This window comes from Geodermatophilus sp. FMUSA9-8 (genome assembly GCF_037034165.1).
In the GTDB taxonomy this organism is placed as follows: domain Bacteria; phylum Actinomycetota; class Actinomycetes; order Mycobacteriales; family Geodermatophilaceae; genus Geodermatophilus; species Geodermatophilus nigrescens.
The window spans coordinates 172909-196024 of sequence record NZ_JBAGKE010000004.1 but is presented as its reverse complement, the minus strand read 5'-3'; the positions used below and the strand labels follow the sequence as shown (position 1 = coordinate 196024).

The following is a 23116-nucleotide window of genomic DNA, read 5'->3' as shown; positions in this document are numbered from 1 at the left end:
CGCCCGTGGCTGACACAGACGTCGTCGTGGTGGGGTCCGGGCTGGCCGGGCTGGTGGCGACCGCCGAGCTGGCCGACGCCGGCACGCGGGTGGTGCTCGTCGAGCAGGAGCCGGAGGCCTCCTTCGGCGGCCAGGCCTGGTGGTCCTTCGGCGGGCTGTTCCTGGTCGACTCCCCCGAGCAGCGCCGGCTGCGGGTGCGCGACTCCCTGGAGCTCGCCCGCCAGGACTGGTTCGGCACCGCCGGCTTCGACCGCGCCGAGGACCACTGGCCGCGGCAGTGGGCCGAGGCCTACCTGCAGTTCGCGGCCGGTGAGAAGCGCGCGTGGCTGCGCGAGCAGGGCATCGGGTTCTTCCCGATCGTCGGCTGGGCCGAGCGCGGCGGCTACACCGCCACCGGCCACGGCAACTCGGTCCCGCGGTTCCACATCGTGTGGGGCACCGGCCCCGGCATCGTCGAGCCCTTCGCCCGGCGGGTGCGCGCCGCCGTCGACCGCGGCCTGGTGGAGCTGCGCTTCCGCCACCGGGTCACCGGCCTGGTCGTCACCGACGGCGCTGTCACCGGCGTGCGCGGCGAGGTGCTCGAGCCCAGCGACGCCGCCCGCGGGGAGGCCAGCTCGCGCACCGCGGCGGGCGAGTTCGAGATCGGCGCGCAGGCCGTCGTCGTCACCTCCGGCGGCATCGGCGGCAACCACGACCTGGTGCGCCGCAACTGGCCGGCCCGCCTCGGGCCGGCGCCGCAGCGGCTGCTGTCGGGCGTGCCCGCGCACGTCGACGGGCTGATGCTCGAGGCCACCCAGGCCGCGGGCGCCAACGTCGTCAACGCCGACCGCATGTGGCACTACACCGAGGGCATCGCCAACCACTCGCCGGTGTGGGCGCGCCACGGCATCCGGATCCTGCCCGGGCCCTCGTCGCTGTGGCTCGACGCGACCGGCAACCGCCTGCCGGTGCCGCTGTTCCCCGGCTTCGACACCCTCGGCACGCTCGCCCACATCGGGCAGACCGGCCACGAGCACACCTGGTTCGTCGCGACGAAGAAGATCGTCGAGAAGGAGTTCGCGCTGTCGGGCTCCGAGCAGAACCCGGACCTGACCGGCAAGGACGTCCGCCTCCTGCTGAACCGGGTCAAGGCGGGCGTGTCCGCGCCGGTGCAGGCGTTCCTCGACCGCGGCGAGGACTTCGTCACCGCCACCTCGCTGCCCGAGCTCGTCGCCGGGATGAACCGGGTCACCGGCGGCAGCCCGGCCATCGACCTCGCGACCGTCGAGCGCGAGGTGCTCGCCCGCGACCGCGCGGTGGACCACGCCTTCACCAAGGACCTGCAGCTGACCGCCGTCCGCGGCGCGCGCAACTACCTCGGCGACAAGCTCATCCGCGTCGCCCCGCCGCACCGGCTGCTCGACCCCGAGGCCGGCCCGCTCATCGCCGTCCGGCTCAACCTGCTCACCCGCAAGTCCCTCGGCGGGCTGGAGACCGACCTGTCCGGCCGCGTGCTGCGGCCCGGTGGCGAGGTGTTCCCCGGCCTGTACGCGGCGGGCGAGGTCGCCGGGTTCGGCGGCGGTGGCGTGCACGGCTACCGCTCGCTCGAGGGCACCTTCCTCGGCGGCTGCCTCTTCTCCGGGCGGGTGGCCGGCCGCGCGCTGGCGGCCGCCCTGTGACGCACCCGGGCAGCCCCTGGTCGGACCCGGCCACGGAGACCGAGCCGGTCGCCTACGCCGGGCCGCCGGTCTCCGCCCCGCCGCCGCAGCCGTACGGCGGCTGGGCCCCGCCCGGATACGGCTGGCCGCCACAGCAGTGGCCGACCTACGGGCCCCCCGCACCGGCCCGCCCGCGCCGGCCCGGGCAGGTCGTGGCGGCCGCGGTGCTGTCGTTCGTGCAGGCGGCCGCGGTGGCCCTCTCCTCGGCCTACCTGCTCCTCCTGGCCAGCACGTTCGGGTTCCTGGCCACCGAGTTCGGCGGCGACGCGCAGGCCGACGCGCTCGTCACCGAGGCGACCGTCGTGACCGTCGTGCAGCTGCTGTCGGCCGTCGCGCTGGTGGTCGGTGGCGTCCTCGTGCTCAACCGCCGCGGCCGGGGGAGCTGGGCGACGCTGGTCGCCGCGCTCGGCGTCCAGCTCGCGCTCTCCCTGTACTGGGTGGTCCGGCTCAGCACGCTCGACGGCTTCTCGGACGACGTCGTCGGCCCGGTCGCGGTGCTCGTCGTCGGGGTGCTGTTCTTCACCGCCGCGCCCGCCGTCGCCCTCGGCCTGCTGCTCGTCGGCCCGGTCCGGCGGTGGGCCGCCGGCACCGACGAGGCCGTCCGGCGATGACCGGCCGGATCCCGCTGCCGCCGCGGCCCGGGTCGGTCCACCAGGCCGGCTGGACGGCGGTCGTGCTGGCGCTGGCCGCGCTGCCGGGCGGGTTCCTCGCCCTCCTGGTCGGGCTGTCGGTGCCGTGGCGGGAGCTCGACGGGCTCGCCGCCGTCCTCTTCGACGTCCTCGTGCCGGTCCTCGGCGTCACCCTGGTCGCCGGGCTGCTGTTCCTGGGCGGTGCGCTGCTGCTGCTCACCGGCGCCGGGCGGGGCCTGCTGTACGTCGCCGTCGCGGTGCAGGTCGCGGTGACCCTCTACTGGCTGCTGGCACTGGCCGCCGGGATGCTGTCCGGCGAGGACGGCGACGGGCTCGTCCTCGCCGGGCTCCTGGCTGCCCTGCCCGGCGTGGGAGCGGTCTGGGTCGCCTCGCGCGCCCGGGCGGCGTCCACGACCGCGTGGCTGGCCGCCCGCGCGTCCGCCGGGGGACTCCCGCAGGCCCGCTGAGCGGCACCGCCCCCGCCCGGTGGGACGATCGGGCGCATGTCCGCCGTCCCCACCGCCTCCGGGCTGGACCCGGAGGTGGCCGCGCTCCTGACCCGCGACCCCGCCGGGCTCGTCGCCGCCGTCGTCCAGCAGCACGACACCGGTGAGGTCCTCATGGTCGCCTGGATGGACGACGAGGCCCTGCACCGCACTCTGACCACCGGCCGGGCCACCTACTGGTCGCGCAGCCGGCAGGAGTACTGGGTCAAGGGCGAGACCTCCGGGCACCGCCAGTGGGTGCGCGACGTGCGCCTGGACTGCGACGGCGACGCGCTGCTGGTGCTCGTCGACCAGGAGGGCCCGGCCTGCCACACCGGCGAGCGCAGCTGCTTCCACCGCGACCTGGGGGCCGGCCGTGCGGCTCGGTGAGACCACGCCCTCGCGGGAGGAGTTCGCCGCCGCGCAGCAGACGGTCGTGCCGGTCACCCGGCGGCTGCTGGCCGACGGCGAGACCGCCGTCGGCGTGTACCGCAAGCTCGCCGGCAACCGCCCGGGCACCGTGCTGCTGGAGTCCGCCGAGCAGGGCAAGCGGTGGTCGCGCTACAGCTTCGTCGGCGTGCGCAGCGCCGGCGTGCTGACCGAGCGCGACGGCCGCACCCTGTGGCTCGGCGACCCGCTGCCCGGCCTCACCGACGACCTGCCCGACGACCCGCTGGCCGCCGTCCGCACGCTCGCCCGCCGGCTGCGCTCGCCGCGCACCCCGGGCCTGCCGCGGCTCACCGGCGGACTGGTCGGGTACCTCGGCTACGACGTCGTCCGGCGGCTGGAGCGGCTGCCCGCCACGGCCACCGACGACCTGGGCATGCCCGAGCTGGCGCTCAGCCTGGTCACCGACCTCGCCGTCCTCGACCACACCGACGGCACGGTGCTGCTCATCGCCAACGCGCTGCCGGGCGCCGGCGACCGCCATGCCGCCAGGGACGCCGCCCGGGAGGCCGCCGGGGAGGCCGCCCGGGAGGCCGCCTGGGACGACGCCGTCGCCCGCCTCGACGCGATGGCCGCCGACCTCACCAAGGCCGTCCCGCCGGGCGTCGCCACCTTCACCCCGGCCGACCCGCCGCCGGTGCGCAGCACCATGGCGCCGGGGGAGTACGAGGCCGGCGTCGAGACCGTGCGCGAGCACATCCGCGCCGGCGACGCCTTCCAGGTCGTGCTCGCGCAGCGGTTCGAGACCGACACCGGCGTCGACGCGCTCGACCTGTACCGGGTGCTGCGCGCCACCAACCCCTCGCCGTACATGTACCTGCTGCGCTTCGCGGGGCGGGAGTCGCCGTTCGACGTCGTCGGGTCCTCCCCGGAGGCGCTGGTCACCGTGACCGGCAGCTCCGCCGTCGTCCACCCGCCGGCCGGCACCCGCCCGCGCGGGGCCACCGAGGAGGAGGACATCCGCCTCGCCGAGGGACTGCTGGCCGACCCCAAGGAGCGCGCCGAGCACGTCATGCTCGTCGACCTGGCGCGCAACGACCTCGGCCGGGTGTGCGTGCCGGGCACGGTCGAGGTGCCCGACTTCATGCGGGTCGAGTACTACAGCCACGTCATGCACCTGGTCTCGACCGTCTCCGGCGAGGTCGAGCCCGGCCGCGATGCCCTCGACGTCTTCGACGCGACGTTCCCGGCGGGCACCGTCTCCGGCGCCCCCAAGCCGCGGGCCATGGAGATCATCGAGTCGCTGGAGCCCACGCGGCGGGCGCTGTACGCGGGCACCGTCGGCTACGTCGACGCCAGCGGCGACATGGACATGGCCATCGCCATCCGCACCGCCGTGCTGCACCAGGGTCGCGCCTACGTGCAGGCCGGCGCCGGCGTCGTCGCCGACAGCGACCCCGCCACCGAGGAGGCCGAGACCCGGCACAAGGCGCGCGCGGTGCTGTCGGCGATCGCGACGGCGGAGGGCATGCGGGAGGTCCGGTGAGCACCGCCCGGCGGGAGACGGGGACGGCGCTCGCCGGCTGCGCGCTGGCCGGCGCGCTGGCGCTGTCGGCCGGCGGGCAGACCTGGTCGACGGTGACCGTCACCCGGCGCCCGCCGCTGCCCCCGGTCACCGAGACGCTCACCGGGTCCTCGCTCGCGCCGCTGGTCCCGGCCGCCGGCCTGCTGCTGCTCGCCGCCGCCGTCGCGGTGCTCGCCGTGCGCGGCGCCGGGCGGGTCGCCGTCGGGGTGCTCGTGGTGCTGGCCGGCGGGGCGCTGGCCTGGTCGGGGCTGCGGGTGCTCACCGGCGGCGCCGACCCCGGAACGGCCGGAGCGGGGGAGGAGCGGTCCGCCGAGGTGGCCGCGGCCTGGCCGGTGCTGGTCCTGGTGGCCGCCGCCGTCGCGGTCGCGGCCGGGGTGCTGGTCGTGCTGCGCGGGCGGCGCTGGCCCGGCATGGGCCGCCGCTACGAGCGCGCCGGCGCGCCGGCACCCGCCCGTGCGCGCACCGACGAGGACCGGGCGCTCGACGCCTGGCGCGCCCTCGACCGCGGCGACGACCCGACCGACGACCCGACCGACGGGGACCGGCCGGGGGACGGCGCCGGGGGGACCGCCGGTGACCCGGCGGCCGGGGCCCCGGGCCGCCGTCGCTAGGCTGGGTCCACCGTCCGACCGGCACCGGGACCGGCCGACCCCCAGCAGCGAGGAGGCGGTGTGACCGTCCTCGACGACATCGTCGCCGGCGTCCGCGAGGACGTCGCGGCGCGCGAGGCGGCCACCCCGCTGGCCGAGGTGCGGGCCGCCGCCCGCGACGCCTGCCCCGCCCGCGACGCGCTCGCCGCCCTGCGTGCCCCCGGCGTCGGCGTCATCGCCGAGGTCAAGCGCCGCAGCCCCAGCAAGGGCGCGCTGGCCGACATCCCCGACCCGGCGGTGCTCGCCCGCCAGTACGCCGGCGGCGGCGCCCGGGTCATCAGCGTGCTCACCGAGCGGCGCCGGTTCGGCGGCTCGCACGCCGACCTCGCGGCCGTCCGCGCCGCGGTCGACGTGCCGGTGCTGTGCAAGGACTTCGTCGTCAGCAGCTACCAGGTGCACGAGGCACGCGCCCACGGTGCCGACGTCGTCCTGCTCATCGTCGCCGCGCTCGAGCAGAACGCCCTGCTGGGCCTGCTCGAGCGGGTCGAGTCCCTCGGCATGACCGCGCTGGTCGAGGTGCACACCGAGGCCGAGGCCGACCGGGCGCTGGACGCCGGGGCCTCGGTGATCGGGGTCAACGCCCGCGACCTCACCACCCTCGCCGTCGACCTCGGCACCTTCGAGCGGATCGCCCCCGGCCTGCCCTCGGGGATCGTCAAGGTCGCCGAGTCCGGCGTCCGCGGCCCGCGCGAGCTCATCGCCTACGCCGCCGCCGGCGCCGACGCGGTGCTGGTCGGCGAGGGCCTGGTCACCGCCGGCGACGCCCGGCAGGCCGTGGCCGACCTGGTCACCGCCGGGTCGCACCCCGCCGTGCCGCGCACGACCCGCTGACCCCCTCCACCACCAGCGCCGCCGGGCGCGGGACACTGGGCGCATGACCAGCAGCGCCGTGCACCCGACCCAGGAACGACCCGCCCCGCCGGCGCGGCCGTCCTGGCCGGATGCCACGGGCCACTTCGGCGTCTTCGGCGGCCGCTTCGTGCCCGAGGCCCTGATCGCCGCGCTCGACGAGCTCACCGAGGCCTACGAGGCCATGCGCGTCGACCCGGCGTTCCTCGCCGAGTTCGCCGCCCTCCAGCGCGACTACACCGGCCGCCCCAGCCCGGTCACCGAGGTGCCCCGCTTCGCCGAGCACTGCGGCGGCGCGCGGGTGCTGCTCAAGCGCGAGGACCTCAACCACACCGGCTCGCACAAGATCAACAACGTGCTGGGCCAGGCGCTGCTCACCAGGCGGATCGGCAAGCAGCGCGTCATCGCCGAGACCGGCGCCGGCCAGCACGGCGTCGCCACCGCCACCGCCGCGGCCCTCATGGGGCTGTCCTGCACCGTCTACATGGGCGAGGAAGACACCCGCCGGCAGGCGCTCAACGTCGCCCGCATGCGGCTGCTCGGCGCCGAGGTGGTGCCGGTGACCACCGGCTCACGCACCCTCAAGGACGCCATCAACGAGGCGTTCCGCGACTGGGTGACCAACGTCGAGACGACGAACTACGTCTTCGGCACCGTCGCCGGGCCCCACCCGTTCCCGGCGATGGTCCGCGACTTCCAGCGGGTCATCGGCGACGAGGCGCGCGCCCAGGTGCTCGAGCGCGAGGGCCGGCTGCCCGACGCCGTCCTCGCCTGCGTCGGCGGCGGCTCGAACGCGATCGGCATCTTCACCGCCTTCGTGCCCGACGACGGCGTGCGGCTGATCGGGCTGGAGGCCGGCGGCGACGGCGTCGACACCGGCCGGCACGCCGCCACCATCACCGGCGGCGCCCCGGGCGTGCTGCACGGCGCCCGCTCGTACCTGCTGCAGGACGACAACGGCCAGACCGTCGAGTCGCACTCGATCAGCGCGGGCCTGGACTACCCGGGCGTCGGTCCCGAGCACAGCCACCTGCACGACATCGGCCGCGCCGAGTACCGCCCCGTCACCGACGCCGAGGCCATGGAGGCCTTCGCGCTGCTGTGCCGGACCGAGGGGATCATCCCGGCGATCGAGTCGGCGCACGCCCTGGCCGGCACGATGCGGCTGGGCCGGGAACTGGGCCCGGACGCGCTGCTGCTGGTGAACCTCTCCGGCCGGGGGGACAAGGACGTCGAGACCGCGTCGCGCTGGTTCGGCCTCGGCGACCGCACGGAGGTCGACCCCGGCCCCGGGATGGACACCGACCAGCACGCGACCGAGGGCGCCGTCGCCTCCGGCGACGCGGTGCCCGGGCAGGACGCGGGGGGAGTGGCGTGAGCCGCCTGGAGGAGCGCATCCGCGCCGCGCGCGCCGAGGGCCGGGCCGCGCTGGTGGCCTACCTGCCGGTGGGCTACCCCGACGTCGAGGCGTCGATCGCCGGCATGGTCGCGGCCGTGGAGGGCGGGGCCGACGTCGTCGAGATCGGCGTCCCCTACTCCGACCCCGGCATGGACGGCCCGGTCATCCAGCAGGCCGTGGAGCCCGCGGTGCGCGCCGGCGTCGGCATCCGCGACGTGCTGCGCGCCGTCGGGGCCGTGGACGCCGCCGGCGCCGTGCCGGTGGTCATGAGCTACTGGAACCCCATCGAGCGCTACGGCGTCGAGCGGTTCGCCGCCGACCTCGCCGCCGCCGGGGGAGCGGGCGCCATCACCCCCGACCTCATCCCCGACGAGGCGGGAGCCTGGCTCGCGGCGTCGGAGGAGCGGGGCCTGGACCGGGTGTTCCTCGTCGCGCCGTCGTCCACCGACGCCCGGCTGCGCTCCACCACCGCGGCCTGCCGCGGCTTCGTCTACGCCGCCTCCACCATGGGCGTCACCGGCACCCGCGCCACCGTCGGCGACGCGGCCGAGACGCTGGTGACGCGCACCCGGGCGGTCACCGACGTGCCGGTCTGCGTCGGCCTCGGCGTCTCCAACGGCGACCAGGCCGCCGAGGTGGCCGGCTTCGCCGACGGCGTCATCGTCGGGTCGGCCTACGTGCGCGAGATGCTCGAGGGCCGCGGCGCCGACGGCGTCCGGCGGCTGTCGCAGGAGCTGGCCGAGGGCGTGCGCCGCCAGGCGGTGCGCCCGTGAGCGTCCTCGCCGCCATCCCGAGCCCGTCGCAGGGCGTCTGGCACCTCGGGCCGTTCCCGCTGCGCGCCTACGCGTTCTGCATCATCGCCGGCATCGTCGCCGCCTGCTGGATCGCCGAGAAGCGCTGGGTGGCCCGCGGCGGGCGGCCCGGTGAGGTGCTCGACATCGCCATCTGGGCGGTGCCCTTCGGCATCCTCGGCGGCCGGCTCTACCACGTCATCACCACCCCGCAGCCCTACTTCGGCGAGGGTGGCGACCCGGTGCGGGCGCTCTACATCTGGGAGGGCGGCCTCGGGATCTGGGGCGCCATCGCCCTCGGCGGCGTCGGCGCCTGGATCGCGTGCCGCCGCCGCGGCATCCCGCTGCCGGCCTTCGGCGACGCGATCGCCCCCGGCCTGCTCGTGGCCCAGGCCATCGGCCGGCTCGGCAACTGGTTCAACCAGGAGCTCTTCGGCCGGCCCACCACGCTGCCCTGGGCGCTGGAGATCGACCCCGAGCACCGCCAGCGGGGCTACGAGCAGTTCGCCACGTTCCACCCGACGTTCCTCTACGAGCTGCTGTGGAACCTCGCCGCGGCCGCCGTCGTCGTGTGGGCCGACCGCCGCTTCCGGCTCTCCCACGGCCGCGCCTTCGCGCTCTACGTCGCTCTGTACTGCGCCGGCCGGGTGTGGATCGAGGCGCTGCGCATCGACGACGCCAACCGGCTGCTCGGCGTCCGGCTCAACGTGGTCACCTGCGTCGTGGTCGGACTGCTCGCCGTGGCCTATCTCGTCTGGCAGCGCGGCCGTCCCGGTGAGGTGCTCGACCGGGACGGAGACGGGATCGGCGACGACGCCGGTCGCACGGCCGGTCTCGCCGCCGGTGGCACCTCGGACCGTGATGCGGACGACACCGCCGCCGTGGTCCGGGGGGACGCCGACGGGGCCTCCACCAGCACCGATGCCGGCCGCCGGTCGCGCGGGAGTGACCGGTCTCACGACACGCCGGGGACGCCCTGACGGGACGCGCCGACGAACCGGTTTACGCCGGTGAGCGGGGTGTTACGGCTGTGTACCCTTCCGTTCAGATCCCCCAGTGATCCTGGGTGGTCACCGCGTCGGAACCGGGCCAGCGCTGCCCCGCGGGACGACGACCCCGCGGCACCACCCGCGGGGCCGCCGGTCCCCGACCGGCCCGGGCCACCGTGTCCCGGCCGGCGGTCGGCTCCTCGCTGTCCTCGCCTGCTCCTGTGCACCGCATCTGACGCACCGCACCCTCTGACCACCGGCCGGGCCGAGAGCCCCACGCCGTCCCCTGGACGGCGTCCGCGCCGACGACGGGAGTGATCATGTCCGGGTCCACCACCCCCGCGCCCCGCACCACCGGTACCGCCGTGCCGTTCTCGGCCACCCCGCCGGCCGCCGGCCTCTACGACCCGGCGAACGACTCGGACGCCTGCGGCGTCGCCTTCGTGGCCGACGCCCGGGGCCGCCGCTCGCGCGCGATCGTGGCCGCGGGCCTCACCGCGCTGCACAACCTCGACCACCGGGGTGCCGCCGGCTCCGAGCCCAACTCCGGCGACGGCGCCGGCATCCTCACCCAGGTGCCCGACGCGCTGCTGCGCGGCAGCGTCGACTTCGACCTGCCGCCGCTGGGCGAGTACTCCGTGGGCATCGCCTTCCTCCCCACCGACGAGGCCGAGCGGGCCGCCCGCTACGCCGACGTCGCGCGGATCGCCGCCGAGGAGGGCCTGACCGTCCTCGGCTGGCGCGACGTGCCGGTCGACCCCGACGGCGCCGACCTCGGCCCGACCGCCCGCGCCGTCATGCCGCACTTCGGCCAGCTGTTCGTCGCCGAGACGATGGGCGCCCGCGCCGACGCCGCGGCGTTCGGCGGCCCGCGCGCGGTCAACGGCGTCACCCGGCTCGAGCGGCGCTCGTTCGTGCTGCGCAAGCGCGCCGAGCGGGAGGCCCGCGAGGCCGGCAGCTCGCTCTACGTCGTCTCGCTGTCCAGCCGCACCATCACCTACAAGGGCATGCTGACCACCGACCAGCTGCCCGCGTTCTTCCCCGACCTGCGCGACGAGCGCTACGAGTCGGCGATCGCGCTGGTGCACAGCCGGTTCTCCACCAACACCTTCCCGAGCTGGCCGCTGGCCCACCCGTTCCGGTTCATCGCCCACAACGGCGAGATCAACACGATCAAGGGCAATCGCAACCGGATGCGCGCCCGCGAGGCCAAGCTCGAGACCGAGCTGTTCGACGGCCCCGCCGGCCCCGCCACCGAGCTCGGCCTGGAGCGGATCTTCCCGGTCACCGCCAGCGACTTCAGCGACTCGGCGACCTTCGACGAGGTGCTCGAGCTCCTGCACCTGTCGGGCCGCTCGCTGCCGCACGCGGTGCTGATGATGATCCCGGAGGCGTGGGAGAACCACGACGAGATGGACCCGGCCCGCCGGGCCTTCTACCGGTTCCACTCCTCGATCATGGAGCCCTGGGACGGGCCGGCCTGCGTCGCGTTCACCGACGGCACGCTCATCGGCGCCGTCCTCGACCGCAACGGCCTGCGCCCGGGCCGCTGGTGGCGCACCCGCGACGACCTCGTCGTGCTGGCCAGCGAGGCCGGAGTGCTCGACATCCCGGCGAGCGACGTCGTCGCCAAGGGCCGGCTGCAGCCGGGCCGGATGTTCCTCGTCGACACCGCCTCCGGGCGCATCGTCTCCGACGAGGACGTCAAGGGCGCCCTGGCCGCCGAGCACCCCTACGAGGACTGGCTGCACGCCGGCCTCGTGCACCTGCCCTCGCTGCCCGAGCGGCGGCGCGCGCGGCCCAGCCACGAGTCGGTCGTCCGCCGGCAGCTGCTGTTCGGCTACACCGAGGAGGACCTCCGCGTCCTGCTCACCCCGATGGCGTCCTCGGGCGCCGAGCCGATCGGCTCCATGGGCACCGACACCCCGATCGCGGCGCTGTCGGACCGCTCCCGGCAGCTCTACGACTACTTCGGGCAGCTGTTCGCCCAGGTGACCAACCCCCCGCTGGACGCCATCCGCGAGGAGCTGGTGACCAGCCTGGGCCGCACCTTCGGCCCGGAGCAGAACCTGCTCACGGCCACCCCGGCGTCGTGCCGGCAGGTGTACCTGCCCTACCCGGTCATCGACAACGACGAGCTGGCCAAGATCCTGCACATCGACGACGACGGCGACCTGCCCGGCTTCGCCGCCGTCCGGATCACCGGCCACTTCGACGTCACCGGCGGCGGCCCCGCGCTGGTGCAGGCGATCGAGGACCTGCGCACCAAGGTCAGCAAGGCCATCTCGGCCGGCGCCCGGGTGATCGTGCTCTCCGACCGCGACTGCGACGAGAAGCGCGCCCCCATCCCGTCGCTGCTCATGACGGCCGCCGTCCACCACCACCTGGTGCGCGAGCGGACCCGCATGGAGGTCGGCCTGGTCGTCGAGTCCGGCGACTGCCGCGAGGTGCACCACGTCGCGCTACTGCTCGGCTACGGCGCGGCCGCGGTCAACCCCTACCTCGCGTTCGAGTCCATCGAGGACCTCATCCGCGACGGCGTCCTCACCGGCGTGCAGCCGGCGCAGGCCGTACGCAACGTGGTCAAGGCGCTCGGCAAGGGCGTCCTCAAGGTCATGAGCAAGATGGGCATCAGCACCGTCGGCTCGTACACGATGGCGCAGATCTTCGAGGCCGTCGGCCTGTCGCAGGACGTCGTCGACGAGTACTTCACCGGCACCTCGTGTCCCCTCGGCGGCGTCGGTGTCGACGTCCTCGCGGAGGAGGTCGCGATGCGGCACCGCCGCGCCTACCCGGAGAACCCGACCGAGCGGGCGCACCGCCGGCTGGAGACCGGCGGCGAGTACCAGTGGCGCCGCGAGGGCGAGGTGCACCTGTTCAACCCCGAGACGGTGTTCCTGCTCCAGCACGCCACCCGCTCGCGGCAGTTCGAGGTGTTCCAGCGCTACACCGAGACCGTCGACCAGCTGTCGGAGGACGCCGGCACGCTGCGCGGCCTGTTCTCGATCAGGACGGGCGAGCGCCCGCCGGTGCCGATCGAGGAGGTCGAGCCGGTCAGCGAGATCGTCAAGCGCTTCCAGACCGGCGCGATGAGCTACGGCTCCATCTCGCAGGAGGCGCACGAGACGCTCGCGATCGCCATGAACCGGCTGGGCGCCAAGTCCAACACCGGTGAGGGCGGCGAGGACCCCGACCGCTTCGTGCCCGACCCGAACGGCGACCTGCGCCGCTCGGCGATCAAGCAGGTGGCCAGCGGCCGGTTCGGCGTCACCAGCGAGTACCTGGTCAACGCCGACGACATCCAGATCAAGATGGCGCAGGGCGCCAAGCCCGGTGAGGGCGGCCAGCTGCCCGGCGGCAAGGTCTACCCGTGGGTGGCCCGCACCCGGCACTCGACGCCGGGCGTCGGCCTGATCAGCCCGCCGCCGCACCACGACATCTACTCGATCGAGGACCTCAAGCAGCTCATCCACGACCTCAAGAACGCGAACGACGGGGCGCGGATCAACGTCAAGCTCGTCGCCGAGGTCGGCGTCGGGACGGTCGCGGCCGGCGTCAGCAAGGCGCACGCCGACGTCGTGCTCATCTCCGGGCACGACGGCGGCACCGGCGCCGCCCCGCTGACCTCGCTGAAGCACGCGGGCTCGCCGTGGGAGCTCGGTCTCGCCGAGACGCAGCAGACGCTGCTGGCCAACGGGCTGCGCGACCGGATCGTGGTGCAGGCCGACGGGCAGATGAAGACCGGCCGCGACGTCGTCATCGCGATGCTGCTCGGCGCCGAGGAGTACGGCTTCGCCACCGCCCCGCTGGTCGTCTCCGGCTGCGTGATGATGCGGGTCTGCCACCTCGACACCTGCCCGGTCGGCGTGGCCACGCAGAACCCGGAGCTGCGCAAGCGGTTCACCGGGCGGCCGGAGTTCGTCGTCACGTTCTTCGAGTTCCTCGCCGAGCAGGTCCGGCAGCACCTCGCCGAGCTGGGCTTCCGCTCGGTCGACGAGGCGGTAGGCCACAGCGAGCTGCTCGACACCCGGCGCGCGGTCGACCACTGGAAGGCCAGCGGCCTGGACCTCTCGCCGATGCTCGCCCGGCCGGCGCTGCCCGAGGGCGCGGCCCTGCGGGCGGTCCGCACCCAGGACCACGGCCTCGACGTCGCGCTGGACCAGACGCTGATCCAGCTGTGCGAGGGCGCCCTGCTCGACGCGCGGCCGGTGCGCCTGGAGCTGCCGGTGCGCAACGTCAACCGCACCGTCGGCACCATGCTCGGCTCGATGGTCACCCGCCGCTTCGGCGGCGAGGGTCTCCCCGACGGCACCATCGACCTGACCTTCACCGGGTCGGCCGGCCAGTCCTTCGGCGCCTTCGTCCCGCGCGGCATCACCATGCGGCTGCTCGGCGACGGCAACGACTACGTCGGCAAGGGCCTGTCCGGCGGGCGGATCGTCGTCCGCCCGGCGCCGGAGGCGACCTTCGCCGCCGAGGACAACGTCATCGCCGGCAACGTGATCGGCTACGGCGCCACCGGCGGGGAGATCTTCCTGCGCGGGCGGGTCGGCGAGCGGTTCTGCGTGCGCAACTCCGGCGCGCTGGCCGTCGTCGAGGGCGTCGGCGACCACGCGCTGGAGTACATGACCGGCGGCCGCGCGGTGATCCTCGGGCCGACCGGGCGCAACGTGGCGGCCGGCATGTCCGGCGGCGTCGGCTACGTCCTCGACCTCGCCCGGCACCGGGTGAACACCGAGATGGTCGACGTCGAGCCGCTGGACGGGGAGTCCTCGCAGTGGCTGCGCGAGGTCCTGGTGCGCTACCAGGCCGAGACCGAGTCGCCGGTGGCCGGCGCCCTGCTGGCCGACTGGGGCCGCTGGTCCGAGCAGTTCAGCGTGATCATGCCGCGCGACTACCGTCGCGCCCTCGAGGCCCGGCGCGCCGCCGAGGCCGCCGGTACCGACGTCGATCGAGCAGTGATGGAGGCCGCACGTGGCTGACTCCACGGGGTTCCTGAAGTACGAGCGGGCGCTGCCGCCCCGGCGGCCGGTCGACGTCCGCATCCTGGACTGGAAGGACGTCTACCTCTCCCGCCAGAACGGTGAGGACGGCGTCTACCCGGTCGCGGCGCTGCGCCAGCAGGCCGCGCGGTGCATGGACTGCGGCATCCCGTTCTGCCACCACGGCTGCCCGCTGGGCAACCTGATCCCGGAGTGGAACGACCTCGCCCGCCGTGACGACTGGCGCGACGCCATCGAGCGGCTGCACGCGACGAACAACTTCCCGGAGTTCACCGGGAAGCTGTGTCCCGCGCCCTGCGAGGGCTCCTGCGTGCTGAACCTGCAGGACTCGCCGGTCACGATCAAGCAGATCGAGTGGGAGATCATCGACCAGGCCTTCGAGCGCGGCCACGTCGAGCCCCAGGCCCCGGCCGAGCGCACCGGCAAGAGGGTCGCCGTCGTCGGCTCCGGGCCGGCGGGCCTCGCCGCCGCCCAGCAGCTCACCCGCGCCGGGCACGACGTCACCGTGTACGAGCGGGCCGACAAGGTGGGCGGCCTGCTCCGCTACGGCATCCCCGAGTTCAAGATGGAGAAGGCCGTCCTGGACCGGCGCCTGGACCAGATGCGCGCCGAGGGCACCCGCTTCGTCACCGGCGTCGAGGTCGGCGGCTCGGGGGAGCAGGACCTGTCGGCCGAGCAGCTGCGCGGCGAGTACGACGCCGTCGTCGTGGCCGCGGGCTCGACCATCGGCCGCGACCTGCCCGCGCCGGGCCGGGAGCTCGACGGCATCCACCTGGCCATGGAGTTCCTGCCCTTCGGCAACCGCCAGGCGCTCGGCGAGCTCGACGACCCGCCGATCTCCGCGAAGGGCCTCGACGTCGTGATCATCGGCGGCGGCGACACCGGCGCGGACTGCCTGGGCACCTCGCACCGGCAGGGCGCGCGCTCGGTCACCCAGCTGGAGATCATGCCGGCGCCGCCGGACCAGCGGTCCGAGGGCAACCCCTGGCCCACCTACCCGATGATCATGCGCGTCTCCTCCGCGCACGAGGAGGGCGGCGAGCGGCTGTACTCGGTCAACACCGAGCGGTTCCTCGGCGACGAGCAGGGCCGCGTGCGCGCCCTGGTCATCCACGAGGTCGAGCGGGTCGACGGCCGGTTCCAGAAGGTCGAGGGCACCGAGCGCGAGCTCCCCGCCCAGCTCGTCCTGCTGGCGATGGGCTTCACCGGCGTGCAGCGCGAGGGCCTGGTCGAGGCGCTCGGGCTCGAGGTCGACGGGCGCGGCAACGTCGCCCGCGACGGCGAGTTCATGACCACCGTGCCGGGCGTCTTCGTCGCCGGGGACGCGGGCCGCGGACAGTCGCTCATCGTGTGGGCGATCGCCGAGGGCCGCGCCGCCGCCGGCGCCGTCGACTCCTGGCTGACCGGCAGCTCCATGCTGCCCCGGCCGGTCACCCCGACGGCGGTCGCGCTGCGCTGAACCGTCGTCCTCCGGACGACACCGGCCAGGGCCGGGCCCCGCGACACCGCGGGGCGCGGCCCTGCCCGTTCTCCTTCCGGAAATCTCCGCCGACTAGCGTTCCCCCCATGAGCCGCCGCGCGAAGATCGTCTGCACCCTGGGTCCGGCCACGAGCTCCCTGGAGCAGATCACCGCCCTCGTCGAGTCGGGGATGGACGTCGCCCGGCTCAACTTCAGCCACGGGTCGCACGCCGACCACGAGGCCGCCTACCTCCGCGTGCGGCAGGCCTCCGACGCCACGGGCCACGCCGTCGCCGTCCTCGCCGACCTGCAGGGCCCCAAGATCCGCCTCGGCACGTTCGCGAACGGCCCGGTCACCTGGGTCACCGGCAGCCGGGTCTGCATCACCGTCGAGGACGTCGAGGGCACCGCCGAGCGCGTCTCCACCACCTACAAGGGCCTGGCCAACGACGCCCGCGTGGGCGACCGCCTGCTCGTCGACGACGGCAAGCTCGCCCTCTCCGTCGTCGGCATCGACGGCCCCGACGTCTGGTGCCTGGTCGTCGAGGGCGGCGAGGTCTCCAACAACAAGGGCCTGTCGCTGCCCGGCGTCGCCGTCAGCGTGCCCGCGCTGTCGGAGAAGGACGAGGAGGACCTCCGCTTCGCCCTGCACCTGTCGGTCGACTTCATCGCGCTGTCGTTCGTCCGCTCGCCGGCCGACGTCGAGCTGGTGCGCGACATCATGCGCCAGGAGGACGTCAACGTCCCCGTCATCGCCAAGCTGGAGAAGCCGGAGGCGGTGGCCAACCTGGAGGCCATCGTCGAGGCGTTCGACGGGATCATGGTGGCCCGCGGCGACCTGGGCGTGGAGCTCGCGCTCGAGCAGGTGCCGCTGGTGCAGAAGCGCGCCGTACAGGCCGCCCGTGAGCGCAACAAGCCGGTCATCGTGGCCACCCAGATGCTCGAGTCGATGATCGTCAACTCGCGGCCCACCCGCGCCGAGGCCTCCGACGTCGCCAACGCCGTCCTCGACGGCGCCGACGCCGTGATGCTGTCGGGCGAGACCTCGGTCGGCCGCTACCCGGTCGGGGCGGTCCGCACGATGGACCGCATCATCAGCGCCGTCGAGAGCGACGACCGCTGGGTGCCCGAGCTGGTGCGCCGCTCCCGGTCACGGTCGGGCGCCATCGTGCGCGCGGCCCGCGACATCGGCGAGTCCCTCGACGTCAAGGCGCTGGCCACCTTCACCCAGACCGGCGAGACCGCCCGCCGCCTGGCCGCCCTGCACCCCCGCCAGCCGCTGCTGGCCTTCACCGTCGACGCCCGGGTGCGCAGCCAGCTGGCGCTGTCCTGGGGCGTGGAGACCTTCCTCGTGCCCGCCGTCGAGCACACCGACGACATGGTCGAGCAGGTGGACTTCTCGCTGCTGTCGATCGGGCGGCTGCGGGTCGGCGACCGCGTCGTCGTCGTGGCCGGCAGCCCGCCGAACACCGTCGGCTCGACCAACCTGATCCGGGTGCACGAAGTCGGCACGGACTCGTGACCGGCGGCGGGACCCAGGCCGCCGCCCTCATGACCGTCCTCGACCTCGAGGAGCGGGAGCCCGGCGTCTTCGTCGGGCAGACGCCGACGACGACGCTGCAGCGCATCTTCGGCGGGCAGGTCGCCGGTCAGGCGCTGATGGCCGCCGTCCGCACCGTGCCGGCGGGGAGGGGCGTGCACTCGCTGCACTCCTACTTCCTGCGGCCCGGTGACCCGCACGAGGAGCTGCGCTACACCGTCGAGCGGATCCGCGACGGCCGCTCCTTCTCCACGCGGCGGGTGATCGCCCACCAGCGCCGCCGCGGCGAGGAGGTCGCCGTCTTCGCGCTGACTGCCGACTTCCACGCCGGGGAGACCGCCGTCGTCGCCCACGCCAGGCCCATGCCCGGCGTGCCCGGTCCCGACGGCCTGGCCTCGCTCGCCGAGCACGCCGCCGGGCACGGCGCGGTGGCCGCCCCGGCGCTGGAGATCAGCCGGGCGGTCGAGCAGCGGCCGCTGGCCGACCCGTTCGCGCCGGAGCCCAAGTCGCCGCCGGACACCCGGTCGCACGCCTGGTTCCGGGTGGCCGGGCGGCTGCCGGAGGACCCCGGGGTGCACGCGGCCGCGCTGACCTTCGTCAGCGACCTGACGTTGCTGTCCGCGGGGCTGGCGCGCGAGGGCGGGGGCTGGGGCGGCCGCTACGTCGGGGCGAGCCTCGACCACGCCGTCTGGTTCCACGCGCCGGTGCAGGCCGACGAGTGGTTCCTCTACGAGACCGACAGCCCCGCGGCCTCGGCCGGCCGCGCGCTGTGCTTCGGCAGCATCTGGGCGGCCGACGGCACGCACGTGGCCACCGTGGCCCAGGAGGGGCTCATCCGGTCACTGGGGGAGTAGCCGCCGGCTCGGCGTCCTCCCGGGGCTCCCGGTCCGCGGGCTCCCGGTCCGCGGGCTCCTGGTCCGCGGGCTCCGCGGCCGGCTCCTCCCGACCCGGCTGCTGCGCGGCCCGCTCGGCGGCCTCCCGTTCGGCGGCCTCGCGCTCGGCGGCCTCCCGTTCGGCGGCCTCCTGCTCGGCGGCGTGCCGGCGGGCCGCCTCCTCCTCGGCGGCCCGGCGCTCGGCCTCCTTGCGCTCGGCCTCGGCCCGCGCGCGCTCGGCGGCCTGCTCGGCGAAGTCGGCGGCCAGCCAGTCGTGGCCCTCGCACAGCAGTGCCCACGCCCGCTCGACGTGCGCCCGCGTCGTCGTCGGGGCACCGATCGCCACCCGCAGCACCACCTGCCCGCGGACGGTGGTGTGGGTCAGGAACACCTCGCCGCCGTCGTTGAGCCGCTCGAGCAGCGTCATGGTGGCCACGTCGGCGTCGACGTCGGCCGGCCAGCGCGGCTTGAGGCACACCAGCGACAGCGGGTGCGGCGTCGCGACGTCGAAGCGGTCGTCGTCGCGGGCCCACCCGGCCAGCTCCTGCGCCAGCGCGACGCCGGACCGCACGTGCGCCCGCAGCCCCTCGGCGCCGTACCAGCGCACCACCGACCACAGCTTCAGCGCCCGGAACCGGCGGCCGAGCTCGATCTGCCAGTCGCGGTAGTCGACGACGGCGCCGGCCTCGGTCGCGGCGTTCCGCAGGTACTCGGGGAGGATCGCCAGCGCGCCGGTGAGGGCGGCCCGGTCGGCGACCCAGAAGAGGGTGGCGTCGAACCCGGTGAGCAGCCACTTGTGCGCGTCGGTGGTGTAGCTGTCGGCCTCCTCGACGCCGGCCTGCAGGTGCCGCAGCTCCGGCGCGACGGCGCTCACGCCCCCGTAGGCGGCGTCGACGTGCAGCCACGCGCCGTACCGCCGGCAGACCTCCCCGATCGCGGCGAGCGGGTCGACGGCGGTGGTCGACGTCGTGCCCACCGTCGCGCACACCAGCACCGGCCGGTACCCGCGGGCGGTGTCGCGCTCCAGCCGCGCCGCTAGGGCCGCCGGGCGCATCGCGAGGTCGCCGTCGACCTCGACGATCCGGATGGCGTCGGTGCCGAGGCCGGCGATCCGGACGGCCTTCTCCATCGACGAGTGCGTCTCGGACGAGACGTACACCGTGTACTCCTCCGGCAGCACGCCGTGCCGGACGGTGGCGCCGCCGCTGGCCCGGTGCAGCGCGGCGAGCAGCGCCACGAGGTTCGCCCCGGAGCTGGAGTCCTGGACGACGCCGCCGCCGGTGCCGGTGCTCCGGAACGACGCGGGCAGCGCGAGGAGCTCGGCGAACCAGTCCAGGACGTGCTGCTCGAGCTCGGTGGCCGCGGGGCTGGTCACCCACGACATCCCCTGCACGCCGAGGCCCGCCGACAGCAGGTCGCCGAGGACCGAGGGCCCGGAGGTGTTGGCCGGGAAGTAGGCGAGGAAGCCGGGGTGCTGCCAGTGCGTGACCCCGGGCAGGACGACACGGTCGAGGTCGGCGAGGACGGCGGAGAACGGCTCGCCCTGCTCGGGGGCCGACGGCGGGAGCGCGGCGCGCACGTCGCCGGGTGCCACCCGCGAGCGGACGGGGAAGGACTCCAGCCGGGACCAGTAGTCGGCGATCCAGTCGACCACCTCGTGACCGTGCTGCCGGAACTGCTCGGGGGTCATGTGGGGGACGGGCTCGCTCACTCCGTCACCGTATTGGGTGGTCCGGACGGGGCGGCGCAGCCGCCCTGGCACGGTGCCCCCGGTGCGACTCGAACGCACACTGCGCGGGTTTTGAATCCGCTCCCTCTGCCGATTGGGGTACGGGGGCCGCCCGCCGCGACCGAGGTCACGGCGCGGCCAGCCTAACCGGCAGGCCACTCCCGGCCGTCGTGACTAGGCTCTCCGCCCGTGAGCAGCGAGCCGACCCGGGTCCTCATCGCCGAGGACGAGGCCCTCATCCGCCTCGACCTCAAGGAGATGCTGGAGGAGGAGGGGTACGTCGTCGTCGGCGAGGCGGGGGACGGCCAGACGGCCGTCGACCGCGCCCGCGAACTGACGCCGGACCTCGTCATCCTCGACATCCAGATGCCGGTCCTCGACGGCCTGGCCGCCGCCGAGCAGATCGCCTCCGACCGCATCGCCCCCGTCATCGTGCTCACCGCCTTCAGCCAGCGGGAGCTGGTCGAGCGGGCCCGCGACGCCGGCGCGATGGCCTACCTGGTCAAGCCGTTCTCCAAGAACGACCTGGTGCCGGCGATCGAGGTCGCCCGCGCCCGGTTCACCGAGATCTCCGCCCTCGACGACGAGGTCCGCACGCTCGAGGAGCGCCTGGAGGCCCGCAAGGTCGTGGAGAAGGCCAAGGGCCGGCTCATGGCCGAGCAGGGGATGACCGAGGCCGAGGCCTTCCGGTGGATCCAGCGCACCGCCATGAACGAGCGCACCTCGATGAAGGCACTGGCCGAGCGCGTCCTCGCCACCGACGCGGCGGCTGCGGAGGGTGCACCCTCCTGAGGGACGCCGTAACCCGCCCGGAACAGGGGAGGTCACGACCTAATCACGGTCCACTGGCCTCCCCTTCCGCTCCCTATGACAGCGGTTACGTTCTGCGGACTGACGGGGCCTGGGCGCTCGCGCCCGGCCCGCCGGACCGACGTACGACAACTGGGAGTTGCTGGATGCGCACGCGTACCTACGCCCGCAGCATCGCCGTCACGTCTGCCGCTCTCGTCGCCCTCACCGCCTGTGGCGGCGGGAGCGACGACAGCGGTGGCGGCTCGGGCGGAGACGCCTCGGGTGACGCCGAGAAGCAGGTCAACATCTACGGGACCGACGGCAACATGGGCAACGCGCTCGGTGAGGACTTCACCGAGCAGGGTTCCCTGGCCGGCATGAAGGGCACGACGCCCCTCACCGAGCTCGGTTCCGACTTCACCGACCGGCTCCTCGAGGTCGACCCCGCCCTGCAGGACTACAACTACGCGGGCGAGACCTACGACGCGGTGATCGTCACCGCCCTGGCCGCCCAGGCCGCGGGCACCAACGACGCCAACGTCTTCAAGGCCTACGTCAACGGCATCACCGCCGGTGGCGAGAAGTGCGACAGCTTCCAGGCCTGCCTCGACATCATCAACGCCGGCGGGAACGTCGACTACGACGGCATCTCCGGCCCGCTGGCCTTCACCGACGCCGGTGAGCCGGCCGCGGCGAGCTTCGGCCTGCTGCAGTTCGGCGACGACAACGCGCTGGACAACGACGCCACCGAGTTCGTCATCGCCGGTGACGAGGCCAACGCCACCAGCGACGAGGGCCCGGCCTACGCGCCGGCCGGCGCCACGGGCGGCCCGCTGGTGATCGGCACCCTGCTGCCGCTCACCGGCAACCTGGCCTTCCTCGGCCCGCCGGAGGTCGCCGGCGCCAAGCTGGCGGTCAACGACATCAACGCCGCGGGCGGCGCCCTGGGCGCGCCGGTGCAGCTCGTCGAGGGTGACTCCGGTGACGCCTCGACCGACACCGCCACCCAGACCGTCGACCGGCTGCTGCAGTCCGGCGTCAACGCGATCATCGGTGCGGCGTCCTCGGGCGTGAGCCTCACGGTCATCGACGCCATCACCGGCGCCGGTGTCCTGCAGTTCTCGCCGGCCAACACGTCGGACCAGTTCACGACGTACAACGACAACGGGCTGTACTTCCGCACCGCCCCGCCGGACACGCTGCAGGCCCGCGCCCTCGCCGACCTGATCATCGCGGACGGCAACAACACCGTGGGGATCCTCGCGCTCAACGACCCCTACGGCACCGGCCTCGCCGAGAACACGCTGAACAACCTGGTCAGCGCCGGTCTCTCCGAGGACGACATCGTCAGCGTCACCTACGACCCGCAGGCGGCGAACTTCGACGCCGAGGTCCAGCAGATGGTCGACTTCAACCCCGACGCGATCGTCGTCATCGGGTTCGAGGAGTCCTCGCGGATCCTGCAGGGCCTCAACGACCAGGGCATCGGCCCGCAGCGTTGATCCTGCCGCGGGGCAACCCGCAGCGGTGACCTGAACACCAGGCAGCAGCCCGGTACCCCTCACGGGGTGCCGGGCCGCTGTCGTGTCCGGACGGGTGGCGGGCCCGTCGGGAAGCTGCTCGGCCGGCTCCCGCACGCGCCCGACCCCGTTCGACCTCGCGCTGCGGTGCCCGGCCTCGCCCCGCAGCACGAGGCCGGGCACGACGGCGCGAGGACGGCGGCCCTCCGGCGCCCTGAGCTGCCTCGAGCGCCCCGCGGGCCGTCGTCAGCGCTGCAGGTGCTGCCCCTCGGGCGCCCAGTCGGCCGGGCGGCCGCGGTGGTTGGAGAACTCGACCGCCCAGCGCCACCAGCTGCGGTCGGGCGCGTGCTCCCAGCGCAGCAGCACCCCGACCTCGCCGCCGGGGAGCAGCACCGGCAGCCCCAGGTGGCTCTCGTCGGGCCAGACCTCGCTGCGCCGCACGCCGCCGTCGGCGAGCTCGAGCAGCGTCACGGGGGAGTAGTCGCCCTCCCGGTCGGCGTCGCCCCGGACGACGACGGTGTCGTCGTCGGCCGTCACGCGGACGCCCAGCCGCGCGGGCGCGGCGTGCACCAGCACGCCGGAGAAGCCGCCGGCGGTCAGCGCGCGGCAGAAGTCGAGGCCGTTCATGCCGCCGTCGCGGCTGCGCAGGTCCCAGGTCCAGTTCACGGCCCGTGCCTACCCCGCGGGCTCCCCGGACGCCCACGGACGCCCACGGACGCCCACGGACGCACAGAGGCCG

At 74.8% G+C, this 23116-nt stretch carries 18 protein-coding genes and 1 tRNA gene; 16 read left to right on the top strand and 3 right to left on the bottom strand.

What is annotated here, in order from left to right; all coding sequences use genetic code 11:
- The first annotated feature begins 5 nt into the window (after positions 1 to 5).
- From WA616_RS10710 to WA616_RS10645, 14 genes are all read left to right on the top strand, one after another.
- Positions 6 to 1658 carry an FAD-binding dehydrogenase gene (locus WA616_RS10710; protein ID WP_336029628.1) on the top strand — a complete coding sequence of 551 codons (1653 nt, stop codon included), beginning with the start codon at positions 6 to 8 and terminating at the stop codon, positions 1656 to 1658.
- Positions 1655 to 2308, top strand: a complete 654-nt coding sequence (locus WA616_RS10705; RefSeq protein WP_336029627.1) for a hypothetical protein — start codon at positions 1655 to 1657, stop codon at positions 2306 to 2308. The genes WA616_RS10710 and WA616_RS10705 overlap by 4 nt, the downstream gene beginning before the upstream one ends.
- Positions 2305 to 2793 (top strand): hypothetical protein, encoded by a 489-nt coding sequence (locus tag WA616_RS10700; protein WP_336029625.1) that lies wholly within the window; start codon positions 2305 to 2307, stop codon positions 2791 to 2793. Before WA616_RS10705 ends, WA616_RS10700 begins: the two co-directional genes overlap by 4 nt.
- Positions 2794 to 2829: 36 nt before the next feature.
- On the top strand, positions 2830 to 3201 hold the full coding sequence (gene hisI / locus WA616_RS10695; RefSeq protein WP_073422616.1) for a phosphoribosyl-AMP cyclohydrolase: 372 nt from the start codon (positions 2830 to 2832) through the stop codon (positions 3199 to 3201).
- Complete coding sequence (locus WA616_RS10690) at positions 3188 to 4744, top strand: anthranilate synthase component I (protein WP_336029622.1); 1557 nt, start codon at positions 3188 to 3190, stop codon at positions 4742 to 4744. Before hisI ends, WA616_RS10690 begins: the two co-directional genes overlap by 14 nt.
- On the top strand, positions 4741 to 5394 hold the full coding sequence (locus tag WA616_RS10685) for a Trp biosynthesis-associated membrane protein (protein ID WP_336029621.1): 654 nt from the start codon (positions 4741 to 4743) through the stop codon (positions 5392 to 5394). Before WA616_RS10690 ends, WA616_RS10685 begins: the two co-directional genes overlap by 4 nt.
- 60 nt (positions 5395 to 5454) lie before the next feature.
- Positions 5455 to 6264, top strand: coding sequence for an indole-3-glycerol phosphate synthase TrpC (trpC, locus tag WA616_RS10680; RefSeq protein WP_336029619.1), 810 nt, complete (start codon positions 5455 to 5457; stop codon positions 6262 to 6264).
- A gap of 43 nt (positions 6265 to 6307) precedes the next feature.
- Positions 6308 to 7660 carry a tryptophan synthase subunit beta gene (gene trpB, locus WA616_RS10675; protein WP_336029617.1) on the top strand — a complete coding sequence of 451 codons (1353 nt, stop codon included), beginning with the start codon at positions 6308 to 6310 and terminating at the stop codon, positions 7658 to 7660.
- Entirely contained in the window at positions 7657 to 8454 is a 798-nt protein-coding gene (trpA, locus tag WA616_RS10670; protein ID WP_336029616.1) for a tryptophan synthase subunit alpha, read from the top strand. Before trpB ends, trpA begins: the two co-directional genes overlap by 4 nt.
- The gene (gene lgt, locus WA616_RS10665) at positions 8451 to 9452 is read left to right on the top strand and encodes a prolipoprotein diacylglyceryl transferase (protein WP_336029615.1); all 1002 of its coding nucleotides are present in this window, start codon (positions 8451 to 8453) and stop codon (positions 9450 to 9452) included. The genes trpA and lgt overlap by 4 nt, the downstream gene beginning before the upstream one ends.
- A gap of 329 nt (positions 9453 to 9781) precedes the next feature.
- Positions 9782 to 14443, top strand: a complete 4662-nt coding sequence (gene gltB / locus WA616_RS10660) for a glutamate synthase large subunit (RefSeq protein ID WP_336029614.1) — start codon at positions 9782 to 9784, stop codon at positions 14441 to 14443.
- On the top strand, positions 14436 to 15923 hold the full coding sequence (locus WA616_RS10655; protein WP_336029612.1) for a glutamate synthase subunit beta: 1488 nt from the start codon (positions 14436 to 14438) through the stop codon (positions 15921 to 15923). The genes gltB and WA616_RS10655 overlap by 8 nt, the downstream gene beginning before the upstream one ends.
- A gap of 107 nt (positions 15924 to 16030) precedes the next feature.
- Entirely contained in the window at positions 16031 to 17446 is a 1416-nt protein-coding gene (gene pyk, locus WA616_RS10650) for a pyruvate kinase (protein WP_336029611.1), read from the top strand.
- Positions 17443 to 18318: an acyl-CoA thioesterase gene (locus WA616_RS10645; RefSeq protein ID WP_336029610.1), complete on the top strand. Its 876-nt coding sequence runs from the start codon at positions 17443 to 17445 to the stop codon at positions 18316 to 18318. The genes pyk and WA616_RS10645 overlap by 4 nt, the downstream gene beginning before the upstream one ends.
- On the opposite strand, the gene WA616_RS10640 is transcribed toward WA616_RS10645, so the two are convergent.
- Together WA616_RS10640 and WA616_RS10635 are read right to left on the bottom strand one after the other, a co-directional pair.
- Entirely contained in the window at positions 18296 to 20047 is a 1752-nt protein-coding gene (locus WA616_RS10640; protein WP_336029609.1) for an aminotransferase class V-fold PLP-dependent enzyme, read from the bottom strand. The two genes, WA616_RS10645 and WA616_RS10640, sit on opposite strands and share 23 nt — an antisense overlap.
- 53 nt (positions 20048 to 20100) lie before the next feature.
- Positions 20101 to 20174 (bottom strand) — tRNA-Leu (locus tag WA616_RS10635).
- An 80-nt stretch (positions 20175 to 20254) separates the two neighbouring features.
- Between WA616_RS10635 and WA616_RS10630 the strand changes: the two genes are divergently transcribed.
- Both WA616_RS10630 and WA616_RS10625 read left to right on the top strand, forming a co-directional pair.
- Entirely contained in the window at positions 20255 to 20857 is a 603-nt protein-coding gene (locus WA616_RS10630) for an ANTAR domain-containing response regulator (RefSeq protein ID WP_073422605.1), read from the top strand.
- Positions 20858 to 21021: 164 nt separating this feature from the next.
- Positions 21022 to 22359 (top strand): ABC transporter substrate-binding protein, encoded by a 1338-nt coding sequence (locus tag WA616_RS10625; protein ID WP_073422604.1) that lies wholly within the window; start codon positions 21022 to 21024, stop codon positions 22357 to 22359.
- Between the two features lie 264 nt (positions 22360 to 22623).
- On the opposite strand, the gene WA616_RS10620 is transcribed toward WA616_RS10625, so the two are convergent.
- Positions 22624 to 23043, bottom strand: a complete 420-nt coding sequence (locus WA616_RS10620; RefSeq protein ID WP_336029605.1) for a DUF7712 family protein — start codon at positions 23041 to 23043, stop codon at positions 22624 to 22626.
- Positions 23044 to 23116 lie beyond the last annotated feature (73 nt).